General features: G+C 37.5%; 17 protein-coding genes and 1 tRNA gene. 12 read left to right on the top strand and 6 right to left on the bottom strand.

The window, feature by feature from the left end; genetic code table 11:
• Positions 1–32: 32 nt before the first annotated feature.
• The 12 genes from LVD51_RS07450 (at position 33) to LVD51_RS07395 (ending at position 14,273) form a co-directional block, all read left to right on the top strand.
• Entirely contained in the window at positions 33–1,046 is a 1,014-nt protein-coding gene (locus LVD51_RS07450) for a zinc-binding alcohol dehydrogenase family protein (protein WP_236970582.1), read from the top strand.
• Between the two features lie 380 nt (positions 1,047–1,426).
• Positions 1,427–2,170 (top strand): GDSL-type esterase/lipase family protein, encoded by a 744-nt coding sequence (locus tag LVD51_RS07445; protein ID WP_236970581.1) that lies wholly within the window; start codon positions 1,427–1,429, stop codon positions 2,168–2,170.
• Positions 2,171–2,445: 275 nt separating this feature from the next.
• The gene (locus LVD51_RS07440; RefSeq protein ID WP_236970580.1) at positions 2,446–2,814 is read left to right on the top strand and encodes a DUF1304 domain-containing protein; all 369 of its coding nucleotides are present in this window, start codon (positions 2,446–2,448) and stop codon (positions 2,812–2,814) included.
• A gap of 131 nt (positions 2,815–2,945) precedes the next feature.
• Positions 2,946–3,614, top strand: a complete 669-nt coding sequence (locus tag LVD51_RS07435) for a response regulator transcription factor (protein WP_236970579.1) — start codon at positions 2,946–2,948, stop codon at positions 3,612–3,614.
• Positions 3,611–4,984 (top strand): sensor histidine kinase, encoded by a 1,374-nt coding sequence (locus tag LVD51_RS07430; RefSeq protein ID WP_236970578.1) that lies wholly within the window; start codon positions 3,611–3,613, stop codon positions 4,982–4,984. The genes LVD51_RS07435 and LVD51_RS07430 overlap by 4 nt, the downstream gene beginning before the upstream one ends.
• An 81-nt stretch (positions 4,985–5,065) precedes the next feature.
• Complete coding sequence (locus LVD51_RS07425) at positions 5,066–9,400, top strand: CusA/CzcA family heavy metal efflux RND transporter (RefSeq protein ID WP_236970577.1); 4,335 nt, start codon at positions 5,066–5,068, stop codon at positions 9,398–9,400.
• A 23-nt stretch (positions 9,401–9,423) separates the two neighbouring features.
• On the top strand, positions 9,424–10,563 hold the full coding sequence (locus LVD51_RS07420; protein WP_236970576.1) for an efflux RND transporter periplasmic adaptor subunit: 1,140 nt from the start codon (positions 9,424–9,426) through the stop codon (positions 10,561–10,563).
• A 165-nt stretch (positions 10,564–10,728) separates the two neighbouring features.
• Entirely contained in the window at positions 10,729–11,088 is a 360-nt protein-coding gene (locus LVD51_RS07415; protein ID WP_236970575.1) for an iron chaperone, read from the top strand.
• Positions 11,089–11,099: 11 nt separating this feature from the next.
• Positions 11,100–11,690: a YdeI/OmpD-associated family protein gene (locus LVD51_RS07410; protein ID WP_236970574.1), complete on the top strand. Its 591-nt coding sequence runs from the start codon at positions 11,100–11,102 to the stop codon at positions 11,688–11,690.
• A gap of 497 nt (positions 11,691–12,187) precedes the next feature.
• A complete protein-coding gene (locus tag LVD51_RS07405) occupies positions 12,188–13,069 on the top strand; it encodes an alpha/beta fold hydrolase (protein WP_236970573.1) in 882 nt (293 codons plus the stop codon).
• 54 nt (positions 13,070–13,123) lie between these two features.
• Complete coding sequence (locus LVD51_RS07400) at positions 13,124–13,639, top strand: YybH family protein (RefSeq protein ID WP_236970572.1); 516 nt, start codon at positions 13,124–13,126, stop codon at positions 13,637–13,639.
• Between the two features lie 166 nt (positions 13,640–13,805).
• Complete coding sequence (locus LVD51_RS07395; RefSeq protein ID WP_236970571.1) at positions 13,806–14,273, top strand: hypothetical protein; 468 nt, start codon at positions 13,806–13,808, stop codon at positions 14,271–14,273.
• A 92-nt stretch (positions 14,274–14,365) separates the two neighbouring features.
• Here LVD51_RS07395 and LVD51_RS07390 read toward each other — a convergent pair whose 3' ends face one another.
• The 6 genes from LVD51_RS07390 to LVD51_RS07365 all read right to left on the bottom strand — a co-directional run bounded on the left by LVD51_RS07390 (position 14,366) and on the right by LVD51_RS07365 (position 20,084).
• Positions 14,366–14,758, bottom strand: coding sequence for a MerC domain-containing protein (locus LVD51_RS07390; RefSeq protein ID WP_236970570.1), 393 nt, complete (start codon positions 14,756–14,758; stop codon positions 14,366–14,368).
• 13 nt (positions 14,759–14,771) lie between these two features.
• A complete protein-coding gene (locus LVD51_RS07385; RefSeq protein ID WP_394803160.1) occupies positions 14,772–15,680 on the bottom strand; it encodes an NAD(P)/FAD-dependent oxidoreductase in 909 nt (302 codons plus the stop codon).
• 687 nt (positions 15,681–16,367) lie between these two features.
• A complete protein-coding gene (locus LVD51_RS07380; RefSeq protein ID WP_236970568.1) occupies positions 16,368–16,931 on the bottom strand; it encodes a PIN domain-containing protein in 564 nt (187 codons plus the stop codon).
• Positions 16,921–17,373, bottom strand: a complete 453-nt coding sequence (locus LVD51_RS07375) for a helix-turn-helix domain-containing protein (RefSeq protein ID WP_236970567.1) — start codon at positions 17,371–17,373, stop codon at positions 16,921–16,923. The genes LVD51_RS07380 and LVD51_RS07375 overlap by 11 nt, the downstream gene beginning before the upstream one ends.
• Positions 17,374–18,478: 1,105 nt before the next feature.
• Positions 18,479–18,565 (bottom strand) — tRNA-Leu (locus tag LVD51_RS07370).
• 94 nt (positions 18,566–18,659) lie between these two features.
• The gene (locus tag LVD51_RS07365) at positions 18,660–20,084 is read right to left on the bottom strand and encodes a c-type cytochrome domain-containing protein (RefSeq protein WP_236970566.1); all 1,425 of its coding nucleotides are present in this window, start codon (positions 20,082–20,084) and stop codon (positions 18,660–18,662) included.
• Between the last annotated feature and the right edge of the window lie 21 nt (positions 20,085–20,105).

Genomic DNA, 20,105 nt, shown 5'->3' with positions numbered 1-20,105 from the left:
TAGAATATATAAAACATTAAAAAACATAAATTATGAAAGCCATTGGATTTAAACAATCATTGCCCATATCAGATAAGAATAGTTTTATGGAATTTGAAATGGATAAACCAAGTCCATCAGGATATGATATTTTGGTAAAAATATCTGCGGTGTCGGTTAATCCTGTAGATTTTAAAGTTAGACAAAATGCAGCTGTAGATGGGGCTTTGGAGGTGCCAAAAATCATTGGATGGGATGCTGTAGGAAGGGTAGAGGCCGTAGGTCATAAGGTTACTAAATTTGAAGTAGGTGATGAGGTCTATTATGCGGGAGATATTACTCGCAGTGGCAGCAATGCGGAGTACCAATTGGTCGATGAGCGCATTGTAGGGCGAAAACCTAAGAAATTGACTGAAGCAGAGGCGGCTGCGATTCCATTGACAGGATTGACGGCTTGGGAGGCTCTTTTCGATCGAATCAAAGTAAATCCTCAAACCGATAAAGGCAAAACCGTACTTATATTGGCTGGAGCAGGGGGAGTAGGTTCTCTGGCTATACAGCTCGCTAAAAAAGTAGCTGGACTCACCGTGATTGCAACGGCATCGAGACCAGAATCACAGAATTTTTGTGAGGCTATGGGAGCCGATTTTGTGGTCAACCATTATAATTTGAAGGAAGAATTGGTGAAAATTGGCCATAGTCAAGTGAACTACGTCTTGGATTTTGTAAATATCAATGCTTATTGGGAAGCCATAGCTGATATCATTAAACCACAGGGACATATTGTTTCCATTACTGGTAGTAGTGAACCATTGAATTTGTCTTTACTCAAGGATAAGAGTGTGACATTTTCATGGGAATTTATGTATACCCGTTCAATGTATTTGACAGAAGATGTCGCGAGACAACATGAGATATTGAATCAAATCGCTGATTTGTTGGATGAAGGAAGGATAGAAACAACTTTGACCACTACATTGGAAGGGTTTACAGTAGACAACCTCAAAAAAGCTCATGAAATGCAAGAATCGGGTAAGACCATTGGAAAAACAGTGATTCAATTTTAACTGAAATAATCATCTGTCGGTGGTGATTAAACGAATGATAATAATTGGTTTATCGATCATAGAAAATAAAGGCAATGCTAAGCCTCTATTTGTTTTCAATATCTTCAATGGTCAACAGTGAGTTTTCGCATTGCTTTCTTGTTTTACTAGAGGTCTTGATCTTCTAATTTGGATAGGATGAATAATATGTAGTATTTAATCTTCGATTGAGTTAGGCTATATTTAAATAAATGTAATTCGCATTATATAGTATGTATGGAGGCTATAGATTGAGGGTGAAATATAGACGGGGAGATGTTTCAATAATCAATCAAACAAATGGCATCTCTAAATTTGTGGAAAATGATTATAAATTTAACTTTGGTGAAACAAACTAACCAATGAATAAATTACTACTTAACCTCGTGCTGGCCATCCTCGTCTTTGGATGTAGCCCAAAACAGAAAATCGTATCTATCAGCTCCAAAAATTTGGCCGCCCAAGCCGTGAAATTAGATGGAAAAGGATGGGAAAATCGCCATCAAACCATTTTGGATAGATTAAATCCCAATGCAGAAATGATCCTTGTCGGAAATTCTATTTTTCATACCTTAGACAAAGATGATCGTTCTAAGGTATGGGACCAATACCTCAATCAATACCATACTATCAATATGGGGATTTCCGGTGATCGCACTGAAAATGTAATCTGGAGATTGGAAAATGGTAGCTTGGAGAATATCAATCCCAAGGTGGCTGTAGTTTTAATAGGAACCAATAATACCGATGGTAATCATTATCTGGAAATTACTCAGCCCAAGGAATTGTCTCAAGGTATTTGGAAAATTTGCTCTATTATCTTGGACAAATTGCCCAATACCCAAATTGTATTGATGGGGATATTGCCCTATGGTAATAAGCCGAATCATCGAGATAATATTAATAAGGAAACCAATTCCATTATTTCCAATTTTCCGGAGATAAATCCAAAAATTCACTATATCGATATTGGATCACATTATTATACAGAGGAAGGAAAGGTGAATTCTAAACTGATGCCCGATTATCTTCATCCCAATGCCGAAGGTCATATGATCATGTTTGAGGCACTAAAGGATGAAATTCAAAAAGCAATGACGAAGTAATAATCAATTTGATTTTTGATTATATGGACGTAAGAGGAATTCAAAAAAATACTTATTTGACTATAAATATCAATAGTTCCATAGACTATGGGGTATGGATTTGAGTTAATCCTTTTGCCTTGAACTTATTGGCCAAATCAATAGGGTAGGAATCTTTAGATTGCGAAATCCAGGGAAAGATAACTACATTGGGTATGAACTATTTGTATTACATTTGGTGGTAGTCTATCAGAATGACTATACTGATGTTGTAAATAAATTGATAAAACTAACCTATGCAAATCATAGCCATCTTCCTCGTAGCGGTCGTTGCCTTAGAACACTTTTATATAATGTATTTGGAAATGTTTGCCTGGGAGACCCTGGGTAAAAAAACTTTCAAAGGCGCAATGCCCGATGATATGTTTAAACCGACCAAAGCCATGGCAGCCAACCAAGGTCTTTACAACGGTTTTTTGGCCTTGGGTTTGACCTGGGGATTGAGTATTCAAGATATTGAATGGTCGACCAATATTATCGTATTCTTCTTGTCTTGCGTTATTGTCGCTGGATTTTATGGAGGATTGACAGTCAGTAAATCCATTCTCTACACCCAAGCGCTGCCAGCCATCATCGCCTTATTTGCCGTTTTAATATTTTATTGACTGAAGAGGAGAGATAATTTAATATGATGAGGCAAATTACCTTGACTAGGGCAACAGAGCTGGATCATATTTTAAGCAAATCTTAAGAATGTCACAATCTGGTTTTAATAAAAAAGTGTAACTTTTGTTCTATGAGAATTCTTATCGTAGAGGATGAGCCAGGAATATACAATTTTCTCAAACAGGGTTTGGAAGAGGAATCTTATGTGGTAGATGTTGCAGAAGAAGGGCGTAGAGGGTTAGATTTAGCGCTCTCTGGGGATTACGATTTACTCCTCCTCGATTGGATGGTTCCCGGAATTAGTGGGATCGAAATCTGTAGACAGTTAAGAAAAGAAGATAAAGAAACCCCAGTTATCATGTTGACGGCCAAAGACACCGTGGATGAAACAATTTTTGGTTTGCGATCAGGTGCCAACGATTACATAAAAAAACCATTTCATTTCGAGGAATTATTGGAGAGGATAAAAGTGCAGTTGCGTCCAAAATCAGGAGAGCATTCGATTTTCAAATTGGGGAGTATCGTCCTCAATACGGGAACACATCAAGTGATGAAGGAGGAAGAGGAAGTCAATCTTACCCAAAAAGAATTTGCACTGCTAGAATATCTAATTAGAAACAAGGGGCGAGTCTGCCGTAGAACTCGTATAATTGAAAGCGTTTGGGACATACATTTTCAATACAATACCGGGGTGATTGATGTGTATATCAATTCTTTGCGCAATAAATTGAAATTGAGAGATGATGAAAATTATATTCAAACCGTAAGAGGGGTGGGATATATCGCTAAGGAAATATGAGTCTAAGTTTTAAAAATAGAATAGCCCTTCATTATATGATTGCTACAGCCATCATTATGGTCGTTGCATTTACTGTCGTTTATTTTGTTGTGGAAGGAACGGTTTATAAGAATTTGGATAGCGACTTGTCCTATGAGGCCAAAAAGCATACAAAGGAGATGCTCATCATTGGCGATAGCGTTAAAATAAGGAATAAAAAAGAATGGGAGGAGCGAGAACATAGAGAATTACAGGTCAACCCTGTCTTTATTCAAATTTTGAATAAGGATGGTGTTTTTATGGATAAGTCTCCCAACCTAAAAGAAAATGTACTCCGTTTTAATCCATCCCAGAATTATGGTGGACATTTTAATGAAACGCTTAAAGATAGGGCCATACGACAAGTGCAAATCCCCATCGAAGAAGATGGACAGGTTAAGGGTTTTATCCTGGCCGCTATGTCTTTGGAGTCGTCCAAAATGGTTCTGAAGAACCTCAGATATGTACTTTTTATTTCATTTCTAATCCTGCTAAGTGGTCTGTACTATATTTCTAGGTATATTGCCGGAAGAGGGATAATCCCCGTCGGGTTAATAACTCAAACGACGAATAGAATTTCCAAAAATAACTTAAGCGAGCGGGTACCCCTTCCAGAGAATAAAGATGAGCTTTATGATTTGTCGTCAGGAATCAACGGTTTGTTAAAGAGGATCGAAAGTGCCATGGAAAGAGAACGTCAATTTACTTCCGATGCTTCCCATGAATTGCGAACACCACTGTCTACTTTGAGGGGAACCTTAGAGGTTTTGATTCGCAAACCGAGGGAGCAAAGTGAATATGAAGATAAAATTAGATTTAGCCTATCAGAGATCGATCGAATGACGGGAATAATAGAGCAACTCCTCGTGTTGGCTAGATTAGATACAGAAGCCGATACGTCGAATGATTATATGATTTCTTTACCTACTTTAATCGATGATAGTCTTTCTCGACAGAAAAAACCAATTTCTGAAAAACAACTCAGCATTGATTTTGACAACAACATCTCAGGTGAATGTAAGGTGCCAAAATACTATACTAAATTGATTTTGGACAATATTATTGGCAATGCTGTGAAGTATTCCAATGAGAAGGGTAAAATTCAGATTAAACTATTCCAATTGGCAGACAAGGTTGTTTGTAAAGTCGTAGATAATGGTATAGGGATTAGAAAAGAAGATTTGGATAAACTGTTTAATCATTTTTACAGATCAGATGCTTTAAATCATAAAAATATTACGGGCAATGGACTGGGCCTATCCATTGCTCAAAAAGCTGCCGATGCCATCCATGCAGAAATCGAGGTTGACAGCACCATTCATGTCGGAACTACTTTTACCATTGCTTTTTAAGGAGATCTTAAGAAAGGGCTTAGCCTGGGTTTAGATAGCGATACTACATTTGGTTTATTATTTTCAATAAACTATCGAAAAATGTTAGAGCGCATTATACAATATAGTATTCATCATAAACTTATTGTATTATTGTTTACCGCCTGTATAGCCGGTTTTGGATTGTTTTCAATGTTTCATATTCCCATCGGAGCTGTTCCCGATGTAACCAATAATCAAGTCCAAATCATTACTACCTCTAGGAATTTGGCGACTGAAGACGTCGAAAAGTTTTTGACCTATCCGGTGGAGTTGGAAATGGCCAATTTGCCAGGGGTTCAAGAAATTAGATCCATCTCTAAGTTTGGACTATCAGTAGTCACCGTGGTCTTCGAAGACCATATGGGTACTTATCTGCCGAGACAATTGATTGCCGAAAAGATAAAGAGTGCAGAAGAAAAAATTCCTGCCGGTTTTGGGAGTCCTTTTATGGGACCAGTCACCACGGGATTGGGGGAAATCTATCAATACGTCATTGAGGTAGATGATGCACACAAAGATATGTACTCCCTATCCGAAATTAGGTCTATTCAAGACTGGGTAGTCAAACGTCAACTTTCAGGTATACCAGGAGTTGTGGAAGTAAATACCTGGGGAGGATATTTGAAAACCTATGAAGTGGCCGTCAATCCCGAACGCTTAAGGGCTATGAAGGTCTCTATTTTTGATGTCTTTGACGCTCTAGAAAAAAACAACAGTATAGCGGGGGGTAGTTATATTGAAAAGACGAATGAAACCTATTTTGTCCGAGCCGAAGGATTGATTACCTCCTTGGAAGATGTTCAAGATATAGTAGTAACTTCTAAAGATGGAATTCCCGTATATGTGAAAGATATTGCTCATGTGGGATTTGGTCATGCCAATCGTTTTGGTGCCATCACCGGTAATGGTGAGGGAGAAAAGGTCATGGGGCAAATAATGATGATTAAAGATGGCAATTCTAATGCCGTCTTGGATGCGGTGAAACAACGCGTGGCTCAGATTGAATCTACCCTGCCAATAGGAGTGTCGATTAATCCGTTTTTGGAGCGCAGTGAACTCATCGGAAAAACTACCTATACTATTGCAGAAAATCTCATTCTCGGCTGTCTCATTGTCATATTTATTGTCGTCTTACTTCTAGGTAATTTGCGATCGGGATTGGTAGTCGCATCGGTGATTCCATTGTGTTTGTTATTTGCCCTTTCATTAATGTATATTTTCGGTGTTGATGCCAATTTAATGAGTCTCGGTGCTATTGATTTTGGTATTATCATCGATGGAGCTGTGATTATCGTTGAATATATCGCCTATAAAATTACCAACCAACGGCGCCAATTATTGGCCTTGCCAAAGAATCAACGTCAGGGAATGATCGATGCTATAACCTTTCAAGGGGCATCTAAAATGATGAACTCGGCTGTTTTTGGTCAACTCATTATCATTATTGTATTTATTCCAATCTTGTCATTGGTCAATGTGGAAGGGAAGATGTTTCGCCCAATGGCTCTGGTGTTTTGCTTTGCCCTTGTTGGAGCAATGTTATTTTGTTTTACCTATATACCTGTCATGGCATCTATTTTTATAAAACCAAATAATTCTAATAAAAGAACCATTTCAAGCAGATTGATGTCATTTTTGGAGAATAAGTATCAGCCTATTATGTCATGGGCATTGCGCCATAAAGTATGGGTGTTGGCTATGGCGATTTCTCTTTTATTGTATACAGGTTATTTGTTTTCTACCATGGGGGGAGAATTTGTGCCTACTTTGGACGAAGGTGATTTTGTCATACAACCCGTGCTCAAGACGGGAACTTCATTGTCTAAGACCATCGAGGCGACCACTCAAATGGAGAATATATTACTAGAATTTCCAGAAGTAGTCCAAGTTGTTAGTCGCATTGGAGCCGCCGAAGTGCCTACCGATCCCATGTCGCTGGAAGAGAGTGATGTGATTATTAAACTTAAGCCCAAAAAGGAATGGGTCTCTGCAGAGACCAAGGACGAACTCGCTGATCGATTTAAGGAGGCACTTTCGGTCATCGCCGGTGTGGATTTTGAATTTACCCAACCCATTGAAATGAGATTCAACGAATTGATCACTGGTGTTCGAGCCGATTTGGCCATAAAGGTTTTTGGAGAGGATTTAGACCTTCTTTATCGAAAAGCATTGGAAATCGAAAAAGCCATTCAAGGTGTTGAGGGGGCAGCAGATATTTCTGTTGAAAAAACAGCAGGTCTTCCCCAGATGACGGTGGAATACAATCGTCAAAAAATAGCAAAATACGGACTCAATATTGAAGACCTCAACAAAATTATTTCCATGGGATTTGCTGGAACGGCAGCGGGAACTGTATTTGAAGGAGAAAAACAATTTGATTTAATGATAAGATATGATGAAGCCCATCGAAAAGATATACAAAATATTGAGACGGCTTCCATAAGTCTGGTCAATGGCCAAAGTTTACCATTGAGTGAATTGGCGACGATAGAATATAGTAAAGGTCCTGCGAAAATATCGAGGGACAATACCAAAAGGAGAATTGTAGTTGGTGTCAATGTAAGGAATAGGGATCTCGAATCCGTGGTGAAAGATGTGCAAACCATTATCAATCGAGATATAAAATTACCTCCAGGGTACTCCATTGATTACGGGGGGCAATTTGAAAATTTAAGAACTGCTACCTCTCGACTAAAATTAGCGGTGCCGATTGCCCTTGTATTGATTTTTGTTCTTTTGTATTTTGCTTTTCACTCTGTCTCAGAAGCTTTAATGATATATACTGCTATTCCGTTGTCAGCTATTGGCGGTGTAATGTTACTCTACATTCGAGATCTTCCATTCAGTATTTCTGCCAGTGTGGGCTTTATCGCCTTGTTTGGTATCGCGGTATTAAATGGTATTGTATTGATTGAAGAATTCAAAGAACTCAAGGCTCATGGAATTTCCAATATCAATAGAAGGATACTCATGGGGACTAAAAATAGATTGCGTCCTGTGCTTTTGACCGCTTTGGCTGCCGCCTTGGGGTTTTTGCCTATGGCTGTTTCTACGCTAGCTGGTGCTGAAGTACAGCGCCCATTGGCTACTGTAGTCATTGGGGGGCTGATTTCTGCAACCTTATTGACTTTAGTGGTTTTACCCATACTCTATGCCTTGCTGGATCGTGATCATCGGGATGTAGGTACTAAAGTCAAGGTTGACCTTAAGATGTTACCTGTGATCCTGTTGGTTGTCCTTCCTTTTTTAGCGACAGCTCAACAAGATAGAATTACCGTAGATGAGGCCGTATCTATTGCTTTGACGAAGAACAAATCTCTGCTGGCTTCCTCAGGTAAGGTAACACAATCCAAACAGTTGATTGAACGTGCTTATGATGTTGATAAGACTGAGTTCTATCTTCATTCCGATGAAAACAATATTGCGGAAAATGGTCGACCATTGAGGGTCTTGGGTGTAAGACAGTCGATCAAATTTCCTACGGTCTACGGTGCCCAAAAAAAGGTGGAAGAAGAACGTGTAGAAATGTCGATTCAACAACATCGTTTGACGGAGAGAGCATTGGTCAAGGAAATACACCAGGCCTATTACGAAGTGGTTTATTATAGGGATTTGTTGAGACATTACAGTTATTTGGACAGTCTATATAGCCAATTTGTAAAAGTAGCCAACAAAAGATATGCAGTAGGAGAGACCAATTTATTAGAGAAGCTCACTGCGGAAACTAAACAACGAGAAATTTCAATTTTGCGAAAGCAAAATGAAGAAAATGTTGCCAAATCATATACGCATCTTCATCAATGGCTGCAATCTGATACTGTGTTTAGGGTGACTGAAGATCGCCTGTATCCCCTGTCGTTATTGACATGGTCCCAAGAAGATCATCCTGGGCTTATGGTGTATCAATCTGCCGAAAAAGTAGCTTCAGCATCTGCTTATTTGGAAAAGCAAAGACTTCGTCCAGATTTACATTTTTCAGTATTCATGGGAAGTAATGCTGGTGAAAATTCTAAGATTTATCCTGGATTTGAGGTCGGTCTTTCATTGGCTTTGTGGAGAAGAGGTCAAAAAGCAAAAATAAGTGCAGCAAAAACAGAGTCCATTATCCTCAGTCACGAAAAGGAAAATTTTAAGATTCATCTGGATGCCAAATACAGGGCTTTGCTGTCCGATTTGAAAAAGTATAATGAAGGCATCCAATATTATAATGACGAAGGAAAAAATCTCTCCCTAGAACTTATGTCCAATGCTTCCAGCGCTTTTCAAAACGGGGAGATCGATTTTCTACAATATGTACAATTGTTGGAAAGTGCTAAGGATGTAGAAATCAATTATTTACAAAACCTATATAATTATAACTCAACGGTTTTAGAATTAAATTATTTAATCAATTAATGATGGGAACAATGTTTGACCAAATGAATTGTATTGCTATTAGATTTACTTATGTTGTTTTGATGCTGATTGGCTTACATTCTTGTATTAATCAAGGACAATCGGGAGTGATTGAATTGGATACCCCATCAGATGATGAGGATGTAGTAGAAATATCTCCTCGTCAGTTTGCCGCAGGCCAGATGGAATTGGGCCAATTAACCCCAAGGGATTTTAATACCGTGGTGAAAGCCAACGGAATGCTAGCGGTTCCCCCTCAAAATCAAGCCGAAGTCAGTGCTTATTTTACGGGATATGTGAAAAATTTGACCTTGTTGCCCGGCGACTATGTCAAAAAAGGTCAGGTGTTATTTACGATTGAAAACCCCGATTATCTTCAAATTCAACAAGATTTTCTAGAAATCAAGGGACAATTGAGTTATTTAAAGTCCAATTTTGAGAGACAAAAGGAATTGATCATCGACAATGCGACTTCCGAAAAGAATCTTCTCAAGGCCGAGTCGGAATATAGGGTAAGTTTATCCCGGTTTCAAGCCTTGGAGAAGAAATTGACTTTGATGAATATTGATCCCAATGCCCTGACAGGAGAGGAATTGACAGCGGTGCTCAAAGTGTTTTCTCCCATATCTGGTTATATAACTTCTATAGAGGCGGGGAGGGGAATGTTTCTGAACCCCTCTGATGTGGCTATGACTATTGTAAATACAAATAACCTTCATATCGAGCTCAAAATATTTGAGAAAGATTTACTCAAGGTCAAGCGGGGGCAAGAGATACGGTTTCGGTTGCAAAACGATACACAAAAAGTCTATAAAGGCAAGGTTCATTTGATAAATAAAACGGTTAATAGTCAAACAAGGACGGTAGATATTCACGGAGACTTACTGGGTGATGAAGATGTGAAAAATTTTGTACCTGGGATGTATATTGAAGGTGAAATATTGACGGAACAGTCAGAACGCCTTGCATTGCCGGAGGAAGCCATTGCTGACATTGACAATGATTTTTTTGTGTTGGTTAAAGAAAATGATACTATCTTTAGAAGGAGGTTGGTCGAGACGAGACTTGGTAGTGAGGGCTATGTGGAAGTATTGAATGCCGATGATTTTGAGGAGGGAAGTGAATTTTTAATTAAAGGTGGCTACAATTTAATTGTCGAATAAGTATTGAAGTGTACGGAGTAGGAGGGATTGACTTTTTCTTTGTGTATGCCGGTTTTATTTACTAGTTGGATTGAGAGGGTACTTTTTATTATATATGGTTGAATAAAGGGAAGTTGCATGGATATCGACAGATGAATTATTTAATTCAATTGTAATAGGTGTAAAATGGAAAAGGTTAAGAGTGTTGATGGTTATATAGCGAATGCTGTAGAGGAAGCGCGACATATTATGGTCGAACTAAGGGCGATTATTAAATCGACCATTCCAGAATCGGAAGAAGTCATCAGTTGGAATGTACCGATTTATAAATATCATGGAATCTTGGTTGGATTTTCTGTGGCCAAAAAACATGTGAGTTTGGGAATAGATACTTTAACTATGGAAGACCGTGAATTATTGGCGGAAGGAGGCTATAAAACGGGTAAAAAGACGATTCAGATTAAATTCGATCAAGAGGTGCCGGAGGATTTGATTGTAAAAATAATAAAGGATCAGGCGCAGATAAACCAAGGCCTAGTGAAATAAAATCAATACAGATGAAAAATTCAATCTTAGTCGATCAATTTTTAGACCGAGCTTCTAGATGGCAGGAGGAGATGACGCTGTTGCGGAATATTTGTCTTGAATGTGAGCTCGATGAAGATTTTAAATGGAAACATCCCTGTTATACATTTCAGGGAAAAAACATTGTCATTATTCACGGATTTAAAGAGTATTGTGCGCTGTTGTTTCACAAGGGTGCGTTATTAGATGATGCAGAAAATATATTGATTCAGCAGACTGAAAATGTTCAAGCGGCTCGTCAAATTCGATTTAAGAATTTGAAAGAGGTTGTAGCTCAAGAATCGATTATTAAGGATTATATTTTGGAGGCTATAGAAGTTGAAAAGGCGGGATTAAAGGTGGATAATAAGCCTACAGCAGCTTATGAAGTGCCTGTGGAATTGTTGTCGAAATTTGAGGAAGATCCGGAACTGGAAGTAGGTTTTAATGCTTTGACTCCGGGGCGGCAGCGAGGGTATTTGTTGTATTTTTCCCAGGCCAAACAATCCAAAACTAGGTTGTCGAGGATAGAGAAATCCAGAGACAAAATAATGGCTGGAAAGGGATATAATGACCGAATGTAATTGGTATAAATTAATATCATGGTCTCATAGGTTCGAAATTAATATGTAGACTTTCGACTCGTAAATAATTGATAATAAATAATTAACCATTAACCATTAACCATTAACCATTGGTAATTAATCATTAACAAATTATGTTCTTTGGATTTGTCATAATTTTTGTCCTTTGAGTAAAGCATTTTGTGTTGATTATACATAGGGGAGTGAAATATTCCCTACCTCGGAAAGTTTATTTTAGTATTTGAAACTATTATTTCATCTGACTTTAAAATATAAAAATGTCTCCCAATGCGGAATTTAATCGTGTTGTATATGGTTAATTTATCAGGTGCTATCTCTTTTTGGGATGATATGGATTTAAATTTCTAAAATATTGATTGTAAATCCATATAGCCTCTCATTCTGGAACTGGTAGTGTTAATCAAAACCATTGGCAAACCTCAATATGGAATATTAACTGAAAGTAGATCTATACCTACTAGGGTAAATCAGTTGAGATGAGGATAAATGATTATGACTTTAAAATGGTTGAACAAGGGCGAGGAGAAACCCTAATATTTGTTCACGGTTCAGTGAGCGATTATCGGACTTGGATCCAACAACAAGATTTTTTTAGTAAATTTTTTCACACTATAATATATAGCAGGAGGTTTCATTGGCCCAATGCTCAGATTTCTGAGTCTGAGGATTACGCTATGTACCAACATGTAGATGATTTAGCAGGCCTGATCCGAAGGCAAAACAAAACTGTCCATCTTGTAGGACATTCCTATGGAGGATTTATATGTTTATTGCTGGCTATGAAATCCCCTGAATTAATTAAAACCCTAGTTTTGTCAGAGCCTCCTGTCATTACTTTGTTTGTGAGTAATCATCCAAAACCACTGGAGATATTTACTCTATTATTGTCAAGACCAAGAACAGCTTTGGCTTTAATAAAGTTGGGGCGAAAGGGGATGATGCCAGCCCAAAAAGAAATGGAACGGGATAATATAGAAAAAGCGATTGAATTATTCGGAAAAGCAACCCTCGGATCAGCATATTATAAAAATCTGTCCGAGTCTCGGATGGATGAAATATTCGATAATTTTATAAAATCTGAATTTTTAGGCTCTGGATTTCCTTTATTGTCCGACCGGGTAATTCAAAAAATTAACAAACCTACACTTTTGGTCTTAGGGCAAAATAGCCCTAAAATATTTCTGTATTTACAGAAGAGGTTGTCTGAACTTATTCCATATGCCGAGTTAGAAATTGTAAAAGACAGTTCTCATATCTCTCATGAAGACAATCCATTGGGATTTTGTAAAACCGTTGTGTCATTTATTCGAAAAAATACTCCTAGACAGAAGGTCGAGTCTGATTTGGTCAAAGTCTAGATTATACAAAGTGTAATTATGTTGTGATATCATAGGCCTAAAATTAAATAAGTCATGAGAAGATTTATATCGATAATATTCTTGACCCTCTTGATAGCTTGTAATGGTGATAAATCAACTAGATTTGATTTTTCTAGTCAAGAATTACTCATCAATCAATCGATTGAGGATTGGGACAAAGCCTGGAATGATAAGGATGTCGCCCTGGCATTGAAACACTATTCTGACGACATCGACTGGACCAATGCGTTTGGGCATAGAGTGCTATCAAAGAAAGAATTAAGGGAATTGCTCACAGGAATATTTGAAATGGAATTCGTGATGGCTGGGGAAAATAATTATAAAGAAAATGATATTTCATTCTTGAGCGATAGTACTGCAGCGGTTCGGTCTTTGAATATTAGGGAAAATCAAAGGTGGCCAGATGGTCGAAAAATGGATGACCGCAGTATTAGCCATTTAAGAATATATCAAAGGAAGGAGGGGCGATGGCTTATTACCCACCACATGATTAGTCAAGCATGGCCAACGGACATCGAATTGGTAGATAATGCTGAGGTTGATCAATGAATGTTGTTTTGTAAATGACCTGCCTACATTAATATCAATTGCATTTATAATTGTCGGTTAAGAATTTGTTTGGAGAATGTTGAAATGATATATCTTAGAGATAGAACAAGTTATCTTTACATTCAAAGGTTTTTAAATCGAGTGCCATAATAAAAATTTTAGATTAATGGGAAATATAGTCAAACAACTAGGCAGTATTGACCGTCAACTTGGGAAAAAGGATATTCAAGGTTTGGCGGAGGAGAATGCCCGAGCCATCATCGAAAGTGGTAAATACGATATACTTAAGGTGTATGTCGAACTCAAACGTTATGAGGTGTATCTCAAAAGCCTTATTCAGAATTTAAAAGAATCTGCCTTCGAGAAGGCCAATGAGACGGGGCAACCTTCATTCGGCTACAATTATGCTCGGATCAGTCTATCTGCAAGGACGAAGTGGGATTTTTCAGTGGATCAAAAATGGACGGAACTGGAAAATCAAATTCAAACCCTAACCAAGGAAAGGAAGGATAGGGAAAAATATCTCAAGGAAAGTAACCAAATGGATGAATTTGTCGACGAAGAAACAGGAGAAATCCGTGAAGCCTTCGAATTGCCAAAAGAGATTAAGTATGGTCTGACGGTTCGCCTGTAAATAGTTAGTGTCATTACATTGGCTATTGAGGTATTAGAATTTATTGATTAGCGTTTTGCAAAAGCCATGAATAGGATGGACGATTTTATATTTCATGACAGATGTGAGTGTCTATTAGTATTGCGAACCAACTGCCAATTGTTAATATGAGCGAAGGAAATCAAGATGGCACCGATGACGGTGAAGATGATTTCCCACGACTCTGTAATATTAAACTTTCCCATGCCCAAGATGGTAAATCCCAAAATTGAATTCAGCAATGGACTTATTTTTCCATGAACATTTCTGTAACTAGGCCATAGGGATATCGCCACCAATAACAGTCCAAAAATTATAAAAAACCATTCGATACGGTGATGTCCAATAAAATGTAAACTGCCGAAGGATGTGAATGAAAGGAGAATAGGGATAGCGGTACAATGCAGAGCGCAAATTATGGAACTGCTTAAAGCTATTAGATCTAGAGTTTGACTTTTAATTTTCATAAAGTTTTTTTGATTAAAATGATTCAGAACAGAGTTCCATATTTAATGCCGCACCTGCAAAATTGCCTGTATACACCGAGGTCGCGATAGAACGCAATCTCGAGGTGCTGTCTCCACATGCATAAACACCAGCAACGTTGGTTTTCTGAAAGGTATCTACTTGAATATATCCCTCTTCGCTGAGTTCGCATCCTAGATCCATTGGTATATTGGTATGTTGTTTAAAAGGCAGACCTGCATAGATGGCATTAAAAGATCTAGAATGGCCGTCTTTAAAGACTACTTTTTCTACATATCCCTGCTTGTGTTGAATTTCTTCAATCTCGGTTTCAACTACCTCGATCTTGTGTTTTGCCAATTTTTTCAATTCCTCCTCTGAGAAATCTGCCTTGCCTGAGGTAAGCACGGTTAAGTTGTCTGTTAAATTGTTGACCAATTGAGCCAAGTGATATCCGTGGTCTCCATTGATCATGATGGCTGTCTTTTTGTTCACAAACTCATAGCCATGGCAATAGGGGCAGTGAATGACGGAAATTCCCCAACACGCTGACAAGCCTTTAATGTCTGGCATAATATCTTTAACTCCGGTAGCAAAAATCAACTTCTTGCCTATATGTGTTTTTCCATTATTGGTTTTTATTTCAAATCCTCCATCAGTTCTTTTGCCCGATAGAGCTAAGTCATTTTGAAAATCTACAGTTTTGTACTTCAGTACTTGAGACTTTGCCAATTGCGATATCTCTGCAGGTGTTTTTCCATCTTGAGTTAAAAAATTATGAGAATGAGGGGTGGATGCATTGCACGGCTTTCCGCTATCTATGATCAATACATTTCTACGAGAACGTCCCAATGCCAAAGCGGCAGAGAGACCAGAATAACTTCCTCCAACAATGATGACATCGAATATTTTATTTTTTTCCATAGGTTTAAATTTCTTATAATTAACAATAGAAATCGGTAGCGCGAGAGCTGTAAAGATACCTCCGCCACGAGTGATGGCCTGTCGTCTGTTGATCTTCATGTTTTACGCTATTTAATGATAGGACTTTTTTCTAGTTTATATTTTAGATTGCAAATATAATGTTCTTTTCTACAAATGCAACATTGTTGCATTTAAAAAGTTCAAAACTAAACTTTGGAGTTGTATTTAGAAAGTAGGTAGAAATGATCTAGTAATAGTATGTTAATTAGAACAAAAAAATATCGACAGGGTTTTTAAGTAAAACTTACACGCTACTGAGTTTTTTGCCAAATTATCATATGCCCTTGGTATTCTTCTAATTCTTTCTCGATTTCAGCTTCTTCTTCTTCTTCTTCAAGAACAAATACATGCTTTTCTGAACACTACCAATTTAAATTCTACTTGAAATGCAAAGTATATTACTAATAAACGTGTTTTTCTTATGGATTTCAATCCTTAGTCAAGTAGATGATCAATCTTTAATCTGCTAATAATCATCGATTTAAAACTGCAATAAAAGTTTTTTAGTTGGCCTTTATTATCATCAGTAAATTAAAAAGAAGATTAGGGGGACAAATAGGGGATGAAACGGTGAATAAAGAAGGGAAAATTAATGATTTGAGCATTCATAATTTGATTGACCAATTTCTAAATCAATGAATGTAAATAATCTGCCGTATTGTTTAGTCCGTTGTTTCTTAAAATGTCAAGAACCTGAAATTCGTCATAGGGTGGATTTTTCTTAATAACCACCAAATCTCTAAACGCTTTTATACTCACATCGTGGTTCAGATCAATAATGTCAGTAAAGAAATCATCAGGATCTTTGGCAGAAAGCCCAAAATCTGATAAATATTTCTCGGGAAAATCTTTCAAATTATTGGTTACGATCAAATTTGCATTTGTTTTTATTGCAGCAGCCAAAACATGCTTGTCCTTTTCATCGGGTAAATCCAATGAATTAATGATGAATTCATAGTTTTTGACTAACGCATCTGGAAAAGCTTCATCTATTGCCTTTGTTCTTTTTATAGCTTCTGTTTCAGAAATGTTATTCCGAAGCATCACATCAATCCATTCGTCAAAAATGTGATTACTCCATTTGGGAGTATATAGCTCATGATAAGCAAACCAGAGTAACAAATCCCTTATCCATAATGGATAGATAACGTTAGTATCCAAAACACAAGTAAATCGAACACTATGAATCATACAATCCCGCTTCTTCGTCCAATTCCATGATTCTACTTATAGTCGCTTTTTGCTTTGCTTTCAAAGCATTCTTGTATTTAACTACATCCTCATACTTCACTCTACGGTGCTTACCGATCTTTGTAAATTCAATCTCCCCTTCCTCCAATAATTTAACCACATGAGGCCGGGAACAGCCTAAAAGTTCAGCCGCCGCTTGAGTCGTCATTTCTGTAGCGATGGGGACGATAGAAATCGGATTGCCCTGACTTAATTCCTTCAAAATATTTACCAAGAGCTTTAAAGCACTTCTGGGCACATTTATCCTTTCCTCTGTTTCTTCTATTTCTATCTCCGGATTATCCGATCGCAAATGTTCAATTGTAGCAGACAAGGCATTGTATGATTCCATTGCTGCTTGTTGTTCCTCTTTTGAAGGTTTCTTCGCATTTATTATTTCCATATCTTATACCTGTTTTACTTGTTCACTTACAATAGTAAACGAAATAAACGAAAAAGAGTTTCTTTAACAAGAGAATTTTTCATCAACATTTCAAGCTTCCTTGGGAGAATGTACTCTGCCTTCTTCAAAATCCTTCAAGCCTCAATATATAAAATCATTTTCTTTTTGAGGAGCAAAAGAACTAGTAGGAACATCAAAAATTAACATATAGTCATTCTTCTTCTTTAAACCTGTTATAACTGATACTGCAAATAAAATAGACGTGTACATTGTGGTCTTTAAGGCTTGATTTGGACTTGATATGAAAGTATCATTCTCATCTTGCAAGGCAATTCGTGCAGTGTCGTCAGTTGTTTTTATTATTCTGATTATTCCATAAAAACCATCAAAATTAAGTTTTATACGAAATACATTTTATAATGACGGAAAAGATTTCGAGAATATTTGGAGTTTAACAAGGCTAAAAACACAGGCATAGCCGTAGCTACGGCGAGTATTTTAAACGAAGTAAAACTTCAAATAAATCGAAAGATTACCGTTAATTATAAATGTAATTCGTATTACAAGGTATTCATTAGCCTTGTTCCATAATAGAGTTAAAAAGTCTTGTATATTAGATTCTTTAGCATTTTTGAATGCGCTTTTTATCTTATCTAATGCCACTATGGAATTTACTGTAGGTGGATGCTACTGAGTTTTTTGCCAAATTATCATATGCCCTTGGTATTCTTCTAATTCTTTCTCGATTTCAGCTTCTTCTTTTTCAAGAACAAATACTTGCTTTTCTGGATATAGTATAAAATTTAAATTCTACTTAAAATTCAAAGAATATTACCAATATACGTGGTTTCTTATGCATTTCAATCCTTAATCAAGTAGATGGTCAACCTTTAATCTGTTAATAATTAGCGATTTAAAACTACAATAAAAGTTTTTTAGTTGGCCTTAATTACCACCAGTCAATTTAAAAGAAGAATAGAGGGACAAATAGGGGACGAAATACGCATAAACCATAGAATACAAAGAAATATATTCTTTAGATTAATGTATAAAACCTTGATTTGTAAATAGAAAATCTGTGTGTGATGAGATTTGTTTTGCCAAATGGTACCGAAGGGGGGAATCGAACCCCCACTCCCTTGCGAGAACTGGATTTTGAATCCAGCGCGTCTACCAGTTCCGCCACTTCGGCAACTTCCTTCGCAATCGTAGCACTTACGATTGTTGGGACGGCAAATATATCTAATTTTTTAAAACTGCACAATTATTTTTTCATTTCGATGAAATTATTTTTTGGGTATAAATTTATACACCATGGTGTCCTCGGGAATAGAGGGTAGTTGATAGCCCCCAGTATCTAGATCTAATGCGGGGTATTGCTGTTGTACGGCAATTAATTCCTCATTATTTAGATTGGTTTGATAGAGAAAAATCTTTTTTAACTCCGTCCATTTATTCAATACTTCTAGGTCAGTGGGGCTAATGTTTACACCAGTTAGGTTAATGGTTTTTAATTGGTTCAAATTAGCCAGGTTTTGCAAACTCGTCTCGGATAAACTAGAGTGTGCCATATTGATCTTGGTCAATGTGGTTAATTGATTGACAAGGGCTAGTTTTTCTTCGGTTAATTCGCAGTTGGGCATTTCCAACCATATGACTTGCTCCACAAGCCCCAGTAATGGTTGTAAGGCTTCTACTTCAATATCCCTGGCATTGATAAGCGATACTTCAAGAAAATTGGAGTTCTCCCCAACGGGTTGAATCAAGATATTTGATGATTGCAGTTCTTTAATTACATTTTCATCTGCTTTACTCACTGATTGTTCGGGGATTAGAAAATTGTCGAATAGTTTCTGATCGGACAGTTCATCTTCGTACCATTTGTAGATGGCTGCATTGGGCTGGGCATCCTGTACTAAGAGATTGATATCACCTCCGTTACTCACCCAATCACCGATGGCTTCGATCTGAAACACGCTCAATTGGGTCTTGCCTTTTGGCGGCATATGTAAATCGTCTTCCATAGGTGCAGTCAGGGCTTTGTAGAGCTGACTTTTGGAAAGATCGCTGTGAAATAAAGGTTCTCCGGACTCTCCACCTTGGTGGATATATTGAATATCGTCTAATCGCAAATCTCCTTTTTGCTTTTTGTCGCTGTGGCAGGTATAACAACGAGCTTCTAATATGGGTTGCACTATATCGTGGTAAACCATGGCACTATCAATATTGGAAATGTCAAAAGTCAGGGCAATGTCCTTATCCTCTCCACCGAGGATGTTGCGCAATTGCGGTGGTAGACCTTGGAGTAAATATCCTTTGCCGTGGGTGAGATCGCCTCCCCAATGTCCAGTGAGTAGTAATAAAAGACCAGTTATGCCAAAACATAACCTGTTATATTTTGAGGAAGAAGAATTGGTCTCTAACCAATACCATCCTATGGTTGATGCTACAAGAGCTAAGCCGCCGTACATATGAAAATTAATGTCGCGATCGGGGTAATTGCCGCTGCGAGACAGTAAAAATCCCGTAATACAGGCGGCAACACTGGCCAAGATAGAAAGTCGTAAAATTAAAACAAAGGCAGGGCGGTATCTTTCTTCCTTCTTAAAGATCTCTAATGACTTGAGAATTATAGCGATTAATATAAAGCCGATGGGAAGATGTACAATGAGGGGGTGAAATCTTCCTAAAAGCATTTGAATGTCAAACATGTAGTAGGCTTAATTGGGTGA

The sequence above is a fragment of the Membranihabitans marinus genome (genome assembly GCF_021729155.1).
Lineage (GTDB): Bacteria > Bacteroidota > Bacteroidia > Chitinophagales > Saprospiraceae > Membranihabitans > Membranihabitans marinus.
The sequence above is the reverse complement of the archived record's forward strand: the minus strand, read 5'-3'. Positions and strand labels throughout refer to the sequence as shown.

Excerpts from the sequence above, each read along its gene's own strand:
- LVD51_RS07400 (WP_236970572.1), top strand. The coding sequence starts at position 13,124 with ATGAGAAGATTTATATCGATAATATTCTTGACCCTCTTGATAGCTTGT.
- LVD51_RS07390 (WP_236970570.1), bottom strand. The coding sequence starts at position 14,758 with ATGAAAATTAAAAGTCAAACTCTAGATCTAATAGCTTTAAGCAGTTCC.
- LVD51_RS07425 (WP_236970577.1), top strand. The coding sequence starts at position 5,066 with ATGTTAGAGCGCATTATACAATATAGTATTCATCATAAACTTATTGTA.
- LVD51_RS07435 (WP_236970579.1), top strand. The coding sequence starts at position 2,946 with ATGAGAATTCTTATCGTAGAGGATGAGCCAGGAATATACAATTTTCTC.
- LVD51_RS07445 (WP_236970581.1), top strand. The coding sequence starts at position 1,427 with ATGAATAAATTACTACTTAACCTCGTGCTGGCCATCCTCGTCTTTGGA.
- LVD51_RS07375 (WP_236970567.1), bottom strand. The coding sequence starts at position 17,373 with ATGGAAATAATAAATGCGAAGAAACCTTCAAAAGAGGAACAACAAGCA.
- LVD51_RS07395 (WP_236970571.1), top strand. The coding sequence starts at position 13,806 with ATGGGAAATATAGTCAAACAACTAGGCAGTATTGACCGTCAACTTGGG.
- LVD51_RS07405 (WP_236970573.1), top strand. The coding sequence starts at position 12,188 with ATGAGGATAAATGATTATGACTTTAAAATGGTTGAACAAGGGCGAGGA.
- LVD51_RS07385 (WP_394803160.1), bottom strand. The coding sequence starts at position 15,680 with ATGGAAAAAAATAAAATATTCGATGTCATCATTGTTGGAGGAAGTTAT.
- LVD51_RS07415 (WP_236970575.1), top strand. The coding sequence starts at position 10,729 with ATGGAAAAGGTTAAGAGTGTTGATGGTTATATAGCGAATGCTGTAGAG.
- LVD51_RS07380 (WP_236970568.1), bottom strand. The coding sequence starts at position 16,931 with ATGATTCATAGTGTTCGATTTACTTGTGTTTTGGATACTAACGTTATC.
- LVD51_RS07440 (WP_236970580.1), top strand. The coding sequence starts at position 2,446 with ATGCAAATCATAGCCATCTTCCTCGTAGCGGTCGTTGCCTTAGAACAC.
- LVD51_RS07450 (WP_236970582.1), top strand. The coding sequence starts at position 33 with ATGAAAGCCATTGGATTTAAACAATCATTGCCCATATCAGATAAGAAT.
- LVD51_RS07410 (WP_236970574.1), top strand. The coding sequence starts at position 11,100 with ATGAAAAATTCAATCTTAGTCGATCAATTTTTAGACCGAGCTTCTAGA.
- LVD51_RS07365 (WP_236970566.1), bottom strand. The coding sequence starts at position 20,084 with ATGTTTGACATTCAAATGCTTTTAGGAAGATTTCACCCCCTCATTGTA.
- LVD51_RS07430 (WP_236970578.1), top strand. The coding sequence starts at position 3,611 with ATGAGTCTAAGTTTTAAAAATAGAATAGCCCTTCATTATATGATTGCT.
- LVD51_RS07420 (WP_236970576.1), top strand. The coding sequence starts at position 9,424 with ATGAATTGTATTGCTATTAGATTTACTTATGTTGTTTTGATGCTGATT.